Here is a 14,393-nt window from a genome sequence, read left to right as displayed (position 1 = left end):
CAAATGCAAATGAGAAACTAAATTTTGACCTTTTAGTTAGGGAGCATAATTTGTCTCACCCCAACATGTAATATTTCGTAAAAGTGTAAAAAAATAGCGTATTTTGCTTGTGGAAATTAGCGAAAAATTGAGTGAAAACGATGAAATTATGTTTTTGGGCAAAAAAAACGGACTCTTGAGGAGTCCGCTTTTTGTTTTTTAGGCAGGTATTTAGTTAGGGACGAGTAATTGGCGCACTTGCCTTGCTCGTAACACTACTTGAAGCTGCTGCTCGACCACTTATAGCGATTTGTGGGCGTTGTGCAGTGTCAATAGCAAGAATTTCAATATCTTCTATTGGTGTGTCGATCGCCTGTGGTTTCGCCATTGGGTGAGAAGTACGTTTTAGTTGCTCTAGTAAACCAGAACGAATAACGAAGGCTTTAGGATGGGAAGCTTTGTTATTTGCTTGAGTCCTAGTTGTCTCTGTACTTTCGTTTACTTCAGCTTTTGTTGCTTCGGCTTCTGGTTGAGCAACACTATCCTCTGCTACATGCTCTTTGTCTTGCGTTTGAACAGCCTGTTCCGGTGTTGATTCTACTGTAGAGAAAATATCAACTTGCTCGGGCTCGGCAACAACTGAAGACGTTTCGTCTTTTGGCGCTGAGTCTTTAACCGAAGTATCTTCTGTTTCTTCGAAGTTCAAACTAGGTTGATTCGGAACCTCTTGAGCTGCTTTTGTTTTAGGCTCTTCAGTTTCGGGAGATTGCGTTTCCACTGTTTTATCTGCTTCTTCCGAATGCGAAGACGTCGCAGCATCTGCTGTTTTCGCATCAGTAGAAGGTTTGGCATCCTGTTGAGTCTGTTCGGGCTCTTTAGGTGCTGATTTTGCTTTGGCGCTATCTTCCTGAGCGTGAACTGTTGATTCCTTCTCAACGGCTGCTTTTTCTCTGGCAGCAGCCCAAACGTCTTGTGTTGAGTCGGTTTGGTTTTCGCTGGCTTGTGTCGGTACTGCTTCAGCCTTAACATCCGATTGTGCAGTGGGTTGCTTTTTCTCAATAGCCTTTTCAGGAGCGTTTGCAATTTGCACTTTGTTATCGGGTTTAGTGTCTGGAGATTGCTCTGTTACCGCATTGTTTTGAACCGAAGCTTTATCTGTATCGGTGACACGCACACTACGTTTACGCTCTCTACGCTTTCTACGCTCTGCGATTTTGCGCGTTTCACTTTTGGCTTTTTGTGCATCGCTATCAGGACGAGCTCGGTTCGTATCAGATTGCTCTGGACGTTTCCTCGCATTATTGCCTTCTTTATTGCGAGGCTGACGATTTGAACGAGTATCTTTACTGCCCTTGTCCTCTCTGTCGTTACGATTCCCGCGAGCATTCTTATCGTCTTTGTCTAACGAGTCGTTTTTGTCATTGGTATTACGACTGCGATTATTATTGCGGCGGCGATTGTTATTATTATTGCGCCCCTGACGATTATTGCGATTGTTTCTAGATTCCTTTTTCTGCGGTTTTTCCTCTGACTTAAATAGCCCAAGTAACCAGGTTATGAATAGAGAGAAAACACTTGGCTCTTCTTTCTTCACAACAGGGGCGGCTTGAGGAGGAACCAATCCTTGCAGAGCAGGTTGTTCTCGGGTTGGAGTGTCAGTTGAAAGCGTATTGGTTTCGTCTTTTTCTGGTGTAGATTGAGGCACCATCTTCGAATTGGATTCGATAACAGTGTCATCATTTCTAACACGAGCAACTTCGTAATGTGGTGTTTCCAATTCTCGTTTAGGAACAATTAGCAGGGACACACTTAAACGGTTTTCAATGTTACGAAGCATATCCCGTTTGTCGTTAAGCAAGTAAGCTGCAACTTCCACAGGCACATTAGCGGTAACGCGCTTGGTGTTGTCTTTAAGTGCTTCTTCTTCCATTAGGCGCAAGATGGACAATGCTGATGACTCGACGCTTCTGATTGTCCCCTGACCTAAACAACGTGGACAGACATGGGTCGATGCTTCACCAAGTGATGGACGAAGACGCTGACGGGACATTTCCAATAAACCGAAGCGGGATATTCTGCCTAATTGAACTCTAGCTCTGTCTTGTTGCACCGCTTCTTTCAAACGGTTCTCGACTTCACGCTGATGGCGGGCAGGGGTCATATCGATAAAATCGATAACCAGCAAGCCTCCTAAGTCTCGTAGGCGTAATTGGCGTGCTATTTCATCTGCTGCTTCTAAGTTGGTATTAAGCGCCGTTTCTTCGATATCACCGCCTTTCGTCGCTCGGGCAGAGTTAATATCAATAGATGTTAGTGCTTCTGTTGGGTCGATTACAATTGAACCACCTGAGGGCAATCGAACTTCACGCTGGAAAGCTGATTCGATTTGGTTTTCAATTTGATAGTGGTTAAATAACGGCACATCGCTTTTATATTGTTTCACTTTACTAACAAAGTCGGGACGCAATAACTGCATGTGTTCAAGCACTTGTTGGTGTGCTTTTTCGTTATCGATCAGAATTTCACCTATGTCGCGTCTTAGGTAGTCACGAATGGCGCGAATAATAACGTTGCTTTCTTGGTGAATCAGAAAGGGCGCTTTTCTGGTTTCTGCGACTTGTTCAATCGCTCGCCAATAAGTGAGCTGGATATTTAAATCCCATTCTAATTCTTCATAAGATTTGCCGACACCAGCAGTTCGAACAATCAGGCCCATACCATTGGGCAGACTTAACTTATTGAGTGCAGATTTTAGCTCTGTTCTTTCATCGCCTTCAATTCTGCGAGAGATGCCGCCAGCCCTTGGGTTGTTAGGCATTAATACTAAATAGCTGCCAGCTAAACTGATAAAGGTCGTTAATGCGGCTCCTTTTTGACCGCGTTCTTCTTTATCAATTTGAACGATAACCTCTTGACCTTCTTTGACGACATCTTTGATGTTCGGACGGCCTTCAAATTTATAATTATTTGGGAAGTACGTTTTAGCTATTTCTTTGAGGGGAAGGAAACCGTGCCGTTCAGCGCCGTAGTTTACGAAAACGGCCTCCAAACTAGGTTCAACTCGAGTGATAACTCCCTTGTAAACATTTGCTTTTTTTTGTTCGTGACCAGGACTTTCAATATCTAAATCGTAAAGCTTCTGACCATCGACCAGAGCTACTCGCATTTCCTCTTGCTGAGTAGCATTAATCAACATTCTTTTCATACTGTGACTCGATTATGGAATCGATCACGCCATCAATACTGGCTTATTTGCCTTTTTTCCACTACGCGGACTTTGATTACACACTCACTGCGGCTGGATTTTTCCAAACTCAGTCTCCCGACTGTATATTACAGGCTCCCCGCTCGGCTCTGTTTTTTACACTTTTTGCTTACTTGTGAGTCAACCCGCGTTATCTCTGTTCTGCGCAGGTATCAGGTAATTCCTGTATTGTTGCGTGATCGCAAACTACTTTTTCAATTATTTATGGGTGTATATTGAGCGGTAATGGGTTAACGCTACTGCGAGAGATGTTTTTCTTAACTCTGAGTGCAGGGGCGAATTCTTAACTTCTCGTGACATTCCGATTTTTTGTTCGGGACACGGCTCTGCGTGCTTCAATACACACACTCTCTTTTATTAATACCGTCGAAATTAGACGCGTACTTCGTAATTATGGCACTAAAGCAGAAAATGTAGCAAGAAAATATAATTATTTAGGGCTTATTTTATGATTTAAGTTAGAATACGCCGCTATGAGTGATTTAAATTTTTCTTCAGTACAGTTTATTGAGATCGACGCGGAACGCGAAGGTCAGCGGGTTGATAATTTCTTAATTAGTATTCTCAAGGGCGTGCCTAAAAGTATGATTTATAGGCTGTTACGCAAAGGAGAAGTGCGAGTTAACAAAAAACGGATAAAACCCGAATATAAATTACAAGCAAGTGATCTGATAAGACTGCCTCCTATTCGAGTGAGCGAGAAAGATGAAGGCGGGTACGTTAATACTCAACGAGCGCAAGAATTAGAACAATTTATTTTACATGAAGATAACCATTTAATCGTATTGAATAAACCAAGTGGTATGGCTGTGCATGGCGGTAGTGGGTTGTCTTATGGCGTGATAGAAGCGTTGAGAAAAGTACGACCAGATGCCAAGTTTCTAGAATTAGTTCATCGTCTTGATAGAGACACCTCTGGTTGTTTACTTATAGCTAAACGTCGTTCAGCTTTACGAAGTTTGCATGAGCAGTTACGTAATAAAACCGTTGATAAGCGGTATTTTGCCCTTGTATCCGGTACTTGGCCAAAAGCGCGTCGAGTGGTTAATGCTCCACTGCTAAAAAATACCCTAAAGTCTGGTGAAAGGGTGGTTCGAGTCTCGGATGAAGGTAAACCGTCAGAAACACGTTATCAAATCTCACAGCGCTATGAAGGGGCAACGCTTGTTGAAGCGATGCCAATTACCGGTAGAACGCATCAAATACGGGTTCACTGCCAATATGCAGGACATTGCATTGCTGGAGATTCTAAATATCGAGATCCTGATTTTGAAGCGTCAATGAAGGAGATTGGGTTGAAACGTCTATTTTTACATGCTCATCAACTTACATTTACGCATCCTAATTCAAATGAAAAAATGACATTTAATGCGGCGTTAGATAAACAACTGTCTTACACCTTGTCTCAACTGAAAAGGGTTTAATTAGTGTATACATTCGAGCAGGTTAATCTGAGCTTGCTCGAATAGTTCTCTTAAGCCAATCAGTGGTAGACCAACTAAGGCATTAGGATCTCTGCCAATTAGTGCGTCAAATAAAAGAATCCCTAACCCCTCACTTTTAAAGCTACCCGCACAATCAAACGGTTTTTCCTTTCTTATATAGAGAAGCAATTCTTGTTGAGAGAGCGAACGAAACTGAACCGAGAAGGTTTCGCATAATTGATAAACCTCCTGAGTTCGAGGATCATACAGTGCCAGCCCGTTTATAAAATCAACTCTATTACTACTGAATAAAGACAACTGCTTTAGTGCATTTTCTTCATTATTAGGTTTACCTAGTATATGGCTGTTAAAACTGGCAACTTGATCAGCGGCAATAATTAACGCATGGGGATGTTGTTTTGCTATGGTTAGCGCCTTTTCTTTAGCGAGCCGAGTGACCAATTTATCAGGTGATTCATTTTCTAGCGCCGATTCATCAATATTGGGCGCACAACAGGAAAAGGCGATGTGAAGCTTTTCCAATACGGCCCGTTTGTATTTTGATTCACTTGCAAGGATAACAGGGGGGAGGTTAGTTAAATTATAAGCAGACAAATGGTTGTTCCTTTAATAAATGCCAATAATGCTTTGACTCAAGTCTTATTCCTCTATATGATGCGCGCGCTATGCAGAAAGTCAAACTGCCTAAAAAGGTCGATCCGTTCAAAAGTGCTATTCAACGCTCTATTTATGAGGGCGTGATGCTGGCTACAGATATGCAGCGGTTCAGCGCCGCAGTTTGCGAAGTGCTGGATGATATTGCAATTTCTGTTAAGTTCGATACTGATGTTCAAGGTCTGACTTATTTTGAAGGTAAGCTGCAAACAAGAGCTAGCTTGATTTGTCAGCGTTGTAATGATTCCTTTGTCCATTCAATTGATGTGCGCTTCTGTTTTTGTCCAGTCAGAAGTGAAGATGTTGAGGACGAAATACCGGAAATTTATGATCCGGTGGAAGTAGATGAATTAGGTGAAGTGGATTTACTCGGTCTATTCGAAGATGAACTGATATTAACTCTACCTATCGTAGCAATGCATAAGGATGAAGACTGCGCTATGAAAGGAAGTGATATGAGTTACGGCGATATTGAGCCAGAGGAAAGTAAACCTAATCCGTTTGCAGTTTTGAAAGAATTAAAGCGTAATCAGGAGTAAGTAATGGCGGTACAACAGAATCGTAAAACTCGCTCCAAGCGTGGCATGCGTCGCTCTCACGACGCGCTACCTGGAGCGACTCTGTCTATTGATTCAACAACTGGCGAAACTCATCGTCGTCACCATGTAACAGCCGATGGCTTTTACAAAGGTAAGAAAGTTGTTGAGCGTTAAGATCTAAAATTGAAAAAGGGAGCAATTTGCTCCCTTTTTTTATGCCTACGTGTTATTTTTCTTCTTTTATCCCCAAATTACTTAGTTTTTCAAAGTGTTTATTTGTACTTCTGATCGTTTCTAACATCTTGGTAAGAGATCGGATCTGTGATAAGACTAAAGACGGTAGGTTCCTGACGTGAGAGAATTGCGCGTCAAATTTGGCGTCCATAACGAAATAAAGTTGGATAAAGGTCAACATAGGTTTGCTTGAAAGGTAAAAAGGTAATGTATTCAAGAATTGTATCAACTGGGAGTTATTACCCATCTGAAATCCGTACCAACGAAGATTTAGAAAAAATGGTTGATACCAGTGACCAATGGATTACAGACCGTACCGGCATTAAAGAACGTCGGATCATGTCTAAAGATCAAACGGTCAGTGATATGGGAACATTAGCTGCCAAAGCCGCAATTGAATATGGTGATGTCGATCCATCAACAATTGATTTGGTGGTATGTGCTACATCCACTGGCCCAAAAGCATTTCCAAGTGTTGCTTGTGATATTCAAAGAGACCTTGGACTGGATAATATTCCAGCGTTTGATGTGAACGCCGCATGCGCGGGGTTTTGCTATGCCATGAGCGTCGCAGACCAATTTGTTCGCTCTGGCATGAGTAAAAAAGTGTTGGTCGTGGGTACTGATGCGTTATCACAATTGGTTGCGCCTACCGATCGCTCTATGATTATTCTTTTTGGCGATGCGGCTGGCGCTTGCATTATAGAAGCGAGCGACACGCCGGGTATTATGACAAGCCATATTCATGCCTCGGGTAAATTCGCTGATCTACTTTATGCCGGTAGACCACTTTGGGGGGAGGTTGACACGATCGACAACTCTTGGGGGGGGATGAAAGGCAATGAGGTGTTCAGAGTAGCTGTAACGAAACTTAGTGAACTGGTTGAACAAACACTCGTTGCCAATGGTATGAGCAAAGAAGAGCTGGATTGGCTAGTGCCTCACCAAGCCAATTTTCGAATTATTAAAGCTACAGCTAAAAAACTGAATATGTCGATGGATCAAGTCGTTCTAACTTTACCGAAATTTGGTAATACTTCCGCTGCCTCTGTTCCCACAGCCCTTGATACGGCGATTCGGGATGGTCGAATTCAACGAGGACAAACACTCATGCTCGAGGCTTTTGGCGCTGGCTTTACATGGGGTTCTTTGTTAGTCAAATATTAAGTTGCTCGTCGTATATAGAGTGACATTATTTTCCCTATAATTGGTGAGTGTGGTTAAATACCCAAAATCACCTTTTCTCACTTTCATTGATACATTTGCTAGGAATATTTATGTCTAAAACTGCATTTGTCTTTCCCGGTCAGGGATCTCAAGCGGTTGGAATGCTATCTGATTTAGCATCAATCCTTCCCACTGTTACAGATACCTTCGAGGAGGCCTCTGAGGCCCTCGGTTTCGATTTATGGGAGCTTGTTCAAAACGGCCCTATCGAAGAATTAAATAAAACCGCTATTACGCAACCCGCTGTTTTGACGGCAAGTGTGGCAATTTGGCGCGTTTATCGAGAGCAGGGTGGCAGAAAGCCAGACTTCCTTGCCGGACATAGTTTAGGTGAATACACGGCTTTGACCTGCGCCGGTGTCTTCTCATTAGCAGATGCGGTGAGCTTGGTTCATGCGCGTGGTAATTATATGCAAGATGCTGTGCCAGAAGGCTCTGGGAGTATGGCTGCTATTATTGGTCTCGACGATGAAAAAGTGAAAGAATTGTGTCGCGATGTTGCCGAGGGTGAAGTCGTCGCTGCTGTAAACTTCAATTCGCCGGGTCAAGTTGTTATTGCTGGGCATGCTTCTGCTGTTGATCGTGCAATTGCTGGTTGTAAAGAAAAAGGTGCGAGAATGGGGCGTTTACTTCCTGTGAGCGTACCTTGCCATTGTAGCTTAATGCAGGAAGCGGCCGAAAAATTGGCTGAAAAACTCAATTCAACATCCATGAATGAGCCGTTAATCCCGGTTATTAACAATATTGATGTAGCAGTAGAAAATGAAATTGAGGCTATTAAAGTAGCCCTTATTCGTCAGCTTTCTGGCCCAGTTCGCTGGACAGAATCCATCCAAAAGTTAGCCAGTGAAGGCGTCACCAATGTTGTCGAATGTGGTCCGGGTAAAGTATTAACAGGATTAACAAAACGTATCGATAATAGTTTAGTAGGGTCAGCGATTAACACTGCTGAAACCCTAGAAAGCGCACTGAAAGCATAAGAGGTTCGTATGTTTGATTTACAAGGTAAGGTTGCACTTGTTACAGGCGCAAGCCGTGGAATTGGAAAGGCAATTGCCGAAGCACTGGTTGCTCAAGGTGCTACTGTAGTGGGCACAGCGACATCCGAAAATGGGGCGAATGCGATTTCTCAATATTTAGGTGGAAACGGAACGGGGCTGGTTCTTAATGTTGTTGAACAATCTTCCGTTGAAGCTGTAATTGCCGATGTCACAAAAGATCATGGTGGGATTGATATTCTTGTTAATAACGCAGGCGTAACAGGTGATAACTTGCTGATGCGTATGAAAGAAGACGAGTGGCAATCCATTATTGATACTAATTTGACCTCAGTATATCGCATGTCGAAAGGTGTTTTGCGCGGTATGATGAAAAAGCGTGCTGGTCGTATTATTAACATTGGCTCAGTTGTGGGAAGCAGCGGTAATCCCGGTCAGACCAACTATTGCGCTGCAAAAGCGGGTCTAGTTGGTTTTAGTAAGTCATTGGCGCGCGAAGTGGCGTCAAGAGGCATTACGGTCAATGTCGTTGCCCCCGGGTTTATTGAAACAGATATGACGCAAAAACTCTCTGAGGAACAACGAGCAACAATTTTTAAAGATGTACCAATGGCAAGGTTAGGTTCGCCAAGTGAGATTGCTTCTGCGGTGGTATTTTTAGCCTCCCAAGAAGCGGCTTATGTTACGGGTGAAACTATTCAGGTCAATGGCGGTCTATTCATGGGTTAATCGGGTTCGAATACATATGAAATAGCGCTGTGAAGTGCGCCATATTGTGGTTTGACCACAAAAAAAGGTGTATCCAGTGCTTGCATGGTCTTATGTAGACGAATACACTACCCGCCGATTTAAAATCTAGCGATACGAAGGATAACTAGAATTATGAGTAATATCGAAGAGCGCGTTACGAAAATCATCCTCGAACAATTAGGTGTAAAAGAGGAAGAAGTTAAACCAGAAGCATCTTTTGTTGATGATTTAGGTGCAGACTCACTTGATACAGTAGAGCTTGTAATGGCATTAGAAGAGGAATTTGATACTGAAATTCCTGATGAAGATGCTGAGAAAATTACTACCGTTCAAGCTGCGATTGACTACATTAACGCAAATATTGACGGCTAAAGCAGACATTCAAAAAAGCGGCCTTCAAGCCGCTTTTTACATTCCCTTATGTAATTTTGATCATGATTTAATATTTCGGTAAACCTATGTTTAGCTGAAAGTGCCTGATCAAGTCCATTAGTAAGAACAGAATTCGTAAAATTCCTGTTTACAACCTACCATAAATTGTATTTTTGTGGAGATCTTATGTCCAAAAGGCGCGTTGTGATCACCGGTTTAGGTATGCTAACACCCGTTGGTAGTACCGTTGAATCAACTTGGGAAGCTATCAAAGCAGGTAAGAGTGGTATTGGACCCACTACTCGAATTGACGCTAGCATTTTTCCTACGCATTTTTCAGGTGAAGTTAAGAACTTTGATGCAACTGAATATATCCCCAAAAAAGAAATCAAAAAAATGGATCTCTTTATTCAGTATGGCGTAGCGGCAGGTAAACAAGCCTTGGTGGATTCTGGATTTGAAGTCACACCAGAAAATGCACACCGAATTGGTGTCATGGTTGGCTCCGGCATGGGTGGGCTCGGGACGATAGAGGATAACTATCGTAAGCTGGAAACGTCAGGCCCCAGAAAGGTCTCACCTTTTTTTGTTCCTGCAAGCATTACGAATATGGTGTCGGGTTCCCTTTCTATCATGGAAGGTTTAAAAGGTCCCAATCTGAATATCGTTACGGCATGTACCACAGGTGTTCATAATATCGGTATGGCAGCACGATTAATCAGTTATGGTGATGCTGATGCCATGGTCGCTGGGGGCTCAGAAGCTTCAACAACAGAGCTTGGTGTAGCAGGGTTTTCCGCTGCTAGAGCGCTCTCTACACGAAATGACGCTCCCGAAAAAGCAAGTCGCCCATGGGACAAAGACCGAGATGGCTTTGTTATGGGAGAAGGGGCTGGAGTGGTTGTTATTGAAGAATATGAACACGCGAAGGCTCGGGGAGCCAAAATTTATGCCGAAATCGTTGGATTTGGCATGAGTGCTGATGCTTATCATATTACCTCGCCGCCTGATGATGGTGCAGGGGCCGCACTTGCTATGCAAAATGCTATTCGCGATGCAGGTATTCAACCCGAGGATGTTGGCTACATTAATGCGCATGGCACATCCACTCAGGTTGGTGATAAAGCCGAGGTGTGTGCTATCCACCAAGTTTTTGGTGACGCTGCACATTCGGTAATGGTCAGTTCAACTAAGTCGATGATAGGGCATTTATTGGGGGCGGCAGGATCCGTCGAAACCATTTTTACTGCGCTTGCTCTGCATGACGGTATTGCTCCACCCACCATTAATTTAGACAACCCAGATGAAGGGTGCGATTTAGACTTTGTGCCACATGAAGCTAAAACGCTTTCAACCCAGTATGCGTTGTGTAATTCCTTCGGTTTTGGTGGGACAAATGGTTCATTACTGATCAAACGCATTTAAACTCGGCGTTAAAACTGACACAATTAAGCCTGATTTATTCAGGCTTTTTTTATGTATATCCGTTATCAACCAACCACTATTGATTACGCTAACCGCGCGGTATCTTACGGCGATGGTTGTTTCACCACGGCCGTTTGGCAAGACAATACGTTGCAGTTAAAAAAAGAGCATCTTGCTCGGCTTCAACAAGGGTGTGACCAGCTACACATCGTAGGCTTTGCTCCCACTACCTTGGAAAGTTATTTAGATGAACATGTCATCCCACAATTAACGCATGATTGTGTCATTAAGATACTCGTGTCGATAGCCGCAGGCGGGCGAGGTTATCAGCGTCCTGAATCGCCCAATATCGATGTCTATATTACTCAGCACCCGATGCCAAAGCATTATCAGATGTGGCAACAGCAAGGGGTGAAGCTTGGTGTTAGTTCGATGCCACTGGCTAAGCAACCTAAGTTGGCTGGAATAAAACACCTCAATCGCCTAGAACAAGTGTTGGTCAAAAATCAGTGTTTGGGCAACGTAGACGATCTGATTGTTTTAGATAGCGATGGTATGATGGTCGAAGTATCTTCGGCGAATATCTTCTGGCGCTTTGGGCAGCAGTGGTATACTCCTGAGCTTTATTATTGCGGTGTCGCAGGAGTAGTACGGGGAAAAATATTAGAAACCCAGCAGCGCACTTTACCCGTTAGTGTTGTTAGAGCTAAGCCTTCCGTACTTCTGAGGGCAGACGAAGTCTTTATCTGTAATAGTGTGATGGGATTAGTACCCGTTAATAAGATATGTTTAAACGAACAGCAGAGTATTGATTTTGATATGGTCTCGTCATATTTTCAGCAGTTAAATGATTGTTTATAGAGAAAGGGATGTATATTTCTATGCAAACAAGAACATGGCTTAAATACAGTTTTCTTTTTATTGTTGCTTTCGCGTTAATCGTATTTGGTGTGACGTCATATCAAATAAACCGCTTTTTACAGCAACCATTAACTATCCAAAATAACGCAATTTTTAATATTCATTCTGGGGAGTCGGTATCCGGTGTTTTTCAGCGTTTACCAATAGAAGATGATGCACTTTTTACTTATGTGGCTAAAATCTACTTTCGTCTAAATCCCGCGAAAACACACGTTCAGGCCGGAGTATATGAACTGCTGCCATCGGATTCCTTAGCATCAGTGCTATCACGATTCAATCAAGGTCAAACCAAAAAGGTTGCCATTACCTTGATTGAAGGTAAGACTTGGCGCGAATGGTATCAAGTGTTACTGGAAAACCCTTGGTTACAAATGGACTTAAACGAAGGAGAGTTACTGTCTAGTGTTAATGCGGTATCTGGCTGGCAACTCTCACATTTGGAAGGCGCTTTTATGCCCGACACGTATCACATAGAAGCGGGAAGCAAATTTTCTACTTTAATGATGCAAGCGCATCAGTCGTTGCAACGCTTTGTGCAGCGATCTTGGGAAGAACGGGCGCAGAACTTGCCGATAGATTCTCCTTACGAAGCCCTTATTCTGGCATCCATCATTGAAAAAGAAACCGGGCTTGCAGAGGAAAGAGGGCATATTGCTTCCGTTTTTATTAATCGATTAAATTTAGGGATGCGCTTACAAACTGACCCGACTGTTATCTATGGTATTGGTACGGAATTTGACGGAAACCTAACTCGTAAACACTTGAAAACCGTTACGCCATACAACACATATCGCATTAAAGGGCTGCCACCAACACCCATTGCAATGCCAAGCAGAGCGGCCATAACCGCGGCACTTAACCCCATCCAATCCGACGACTTATATTTTGTCGCTAAAGGTGATGGCAGTCACGCATTCTCGAAGACGCTTAACGAGCATAACGAAGCCGTACGTCGTTACCAATTAGGAATTCAATAACCAAATGAAGGGTAAATTTATCGTAATCGAAGGTTTGGAAGGCGCAGGTAAATCCTCTGCGATAACGACCTGCCAAGCATTTTTTGCTGAAAAACATATCGATCTTGTGTGTACCCGTGAGCCGGGCGGAACTCCCGTTGCAGAAGCCATCAGAGATGTAGTGAAGCATAACTGGTCTGAAAACTTGACGCCCGAAACTGAGCTACTGTTAATGTATGCAGCACGAATTCAGCTAGTTGAACACACGATTAAGCCTGCATTAGCGAAAGGGCAGTGGGTGTTAGGTGATCGGCACGACCTTTCCACACAAGCCTATCAAGGTGGTGGGCGTCAAATTCCAGAGTCTGTTATTGGCCCCATTCAGCAGGTTGCTTTGGGGAGTTTCAAGCCAGATTTCACTTTGTACTTGGATGTTGAACCAGAGGTCGGATTACAACGAGCTAAAGGCCGTGGCGAATTAGATCGGATTGAACTAGAAAGTCTGAGCTTTTTCGAGCGTACACGAGCACGTTATTTAGCGTTGGCGCAAGCTGATAGCAGCATAATTGTTGTTGATGCGATGCGGGAAATAGCCGATGTGCAAGCGAATATTCTGCATTATCTCAACTCGATTGTGGCGGCGACAGAATAATATGGTGTTACCTTGGTTAGTAGAAACCTACTCTCAATTAACGACGAGTCGAAACAATAATACATTGCATCACGCTATAATCCTTCATGGCAAAGAAGGTGTTGGCAAGCAACTGTTAGTTGAACAATTCGCTCAAGATTTATTGTGTCAACAGGATTCAAGTACGGCTTGTGGTCAATGCAAGTCTTGTCAGTTGTTTTTAGCTCAATCTCACCCAGACTTTCACAAAGTTGTACCAGAAAATCAAATTGGTGTAGACGACATCCGAGCTGCAACCAATAGGCTCAATTCGGCGTCGCATCAGATGCAAGCCAAAGTCTTAATGATTACATCGGCTCATAAAATGACGGTGGCCGCCGCGAACTCCTTGTTAAAAACGTTGGAAGAACCTACCGCCAAAACCTATCTATTCCTGTTAACGGATAAAATGGATAGCTTGTTACCTACTATTAAAAGTCGCTGCCATAAACAAAATTTAGGCGTGGCAAAGCGAGCGCTTGTAGAACAATGGTTACAATCTGAAGGCATAACGGCCGATCCCATTTTGTTGGATTTGTATTGGTATCGCCCCCTGTATTTAAAACGTTTGTTATCGGATCCAGATGCAAACCAATTGAAAGACATTGAACAAGATTTCGACTCGGTTTTGGCTGGTCAATTAACTACGTTAGCTTTCACCGACAAATACCTCGAATGTGTTGATCTGTGTTTAGAATGGTTACAGCTGTATTTTAGTGAGCAAATGAAAGGTTGCGATGTACAAAACCAAGATGCTCATTGGGAAGCCCATATCCAACTTACCCAACTTTCGCGCCAGCTAGCGTTACCTGGGGTAAATAAATCATTATTACTTAACCAAGCGCTATCTGCGTTATTAGAAGCGGTAAAACAGTCTTAATTGTTAAAACTTGAGTTGTTGCATGATTATGATTTAATGCGCGACGTTGTGATTTAATTCCACCAAACAGGAGTAAGT

The 14,393-nt window shown here is 43.1% G+C and carries 14 protein-coding genes; 12 read left to right on the top strand and 2 right to left on the bottom strand.

Annotation, left to right across the window (positions count from 1 at the left end):
* Positions 1-214: 214 nt before the first annotated feature.
* Entirely contained in the window at positions 215-3,184 is a 2,970-nt protein-coding gene (gene rne / locus HJG39_RS01380; protein WP_268405905.1) for a ribonuclease E, read from the bottom strand.
* A 533-nt stretch (positions 3,185-3,717) separates the two neighbouring features.
* Between rne and rluC the strand changes: the two genes are divergently transcribed.
* Positions 3,718-4,668, top strand: a complete 951-nt coding sequence (gene rluC, locus HJG39_RS01375) for a 23S rRNA pseudouridine(955/2504/2580) synthase RluC (RefSeq protein WP_268405902.1) — start codon at positions 3,718-3,720, stop codon at positions 4,666-4,668.
* Here rluC and HJG39_RS01370 read toward each other — a convergent pair whose 3' ends face one another.
* Entirely contained in the window at positions 4,669-5,283 is a 615-nt protein-coding gene (locus tag HJG39_RS01370) for a Maf family protein (RefSeq protein ID WP_268405899.1), read from the bottom strand. It lies immediately after the preceding gene.
* A gap of 71 nt (positions 5,284-5,354) precedes the next feature.
* Here HJG39_RS01370 and yceD point away from each other — a divergent pair, with 71 nt between their 5' ends.
* The 11 genes from yceD to holB all read left to right on the top strand — a co-directional run bounded on the left by yceD (position 5,355) and on the right by holB (position 14,315).
* Positions 5,355-5,882, top strand: coding sequence for a 23S rRNA accumulation protein YceD (gene yceD, locus HJG39_RS01365; protein ID WP_268405896.1), 528 nt, complete (start codon positions 5,355-5,357; stop codon positions 5,880-5,882).
* A gap of 3 nt (positions 5,883-5,885) precedes the next feature.
* Positions 5,886-6,056, top strand: coding sequence for a 50S ribosomal protein L32 (rpmF, locus tag HJG39_RS01360; RefSeq protein WP_268405893.1), 171 nt, complete (start codon positions 5,886-5,888; stop codon positions 6,054-6,056).
* Between the two features lie 267 nt (positions 6,057-6,323).
* Positions 6,324-7,283, top strand: a complete 960-nt coding sequence (locus HJG39_RS01355) for a beta-ketoacyl-ACP synthase III (RefSeq protein WP_268405890.1) — start codon at positions 6,324-6,326, stop codon at positions 7,281-7,283.
* A 110-nt stretch (positions 7,284-7,393) separates the two neighbouring features.
* Positions 7,394-8,323, top strand: coding sequence for an ACP S-malonyltransferase (gene fabD, locus HJG39_RS01350; RefSeq protein WP_268405887.1), 930 nt, complete (start codon positions 7,394-7,396; stop codon positions 8,321-8,323).
* Between the two features lie 9 nt (positions 8,324-8,332).
* Positions 8,333-9,070 (top strand): 3-oxoacyl-ACP reductase FabG, encoded by a 738-nt coding sequence (gene fabG / locus HJG39_RS01345; protein WP_268405884.1) that lies wholly within the window; start codon positions 8,333-8,335, stop codon positions 9,068-9,070.
* Positions 9,071-9,223: 153 nt separating this feature from the next.
* Positions 9,224-9,463 (top strand): acyl carrier protein, encoded by a 240-nt coding sequence (gene acpP, locus HJG39_RS01340; protein ID WP_268405881.1) that lies wholly within the window; start codon positions 9,224-9,226, stop codon positions 9,461-9,463.
* Positions 9,464-9,649: 186 nt separating this feature from the next.
* Complete coding sequence (fabF, locus tag HJG39_RS01335; protein ID WP_268405878.1) at positions 9,650-10,888, top strand: beta-ketoacyl-ACP synthase II; 1,239 nt, start codon at positions 9,650-9,652, stop codon at positions 10,886-10,888.
* A gap of 51 nt (positions 10,889-10,939) precedes the next feature.
* Complete coding sequence (pabC, locus tag HJG39_RS01330) at positions 10,940-11,749, top strand: aminodeoxychorismate lyase (protein WP_268405875.1); 810 nt, start codon at positions 10,940-10,942, stop codon at positions 11,747-11,749.
* Between the two features lie 20 nt (positions 11,750-11,769).
* On the top strand, positions 11,770-12,786 hold the full coding sequence (gene mltG / locus HJG39_RS01325; protein WP_268405871.1) for an endolytic transglycosylase MltG: 1,017 nt from the start codon (positions 11,770-11,772) through the stop codon (positions 12,784-12,786).
* Between the two features lie 4 nt (positions 12,787-12,790).
* Complete coding sequence (tmk, locus tag HJG39_RS01320) at positions 12,791-13,417, top strand: dTMP kinase (RefSeq protein ID WP_268405868.1); 627 nt, start codon at positions 12,791-12,793, stop codon at positions 13,415-13,417.
* Position 13,418: 1 nt separating this feature from the next.
* Entirely contained in the window at positions 13,419-14,315 is an 897-nt protein-coding gene (gene holB, locus HJG39_RS01315; protein WP_268405865.1) for a DNA polymerase III subunit delta', read from the top strand.
* The last annotated feature ends 78 nt before the right edge of the window (positions 14,316-14,393 follow it).

Source organism: Alteromonas sp. a30, from assembly GCF_026788005.1.
Classification (GTDB): Bacteria; Pseudomonadota; Gammaproteobacteria; order Enterobacterales; family Alteromonadaceae; genus Paraneptunicella.
The sequence above is the reverse complement of the archived record's forward strand: the minus strand, read 5'-3'. Positions and strand labels throughout refer to the sequence as shown.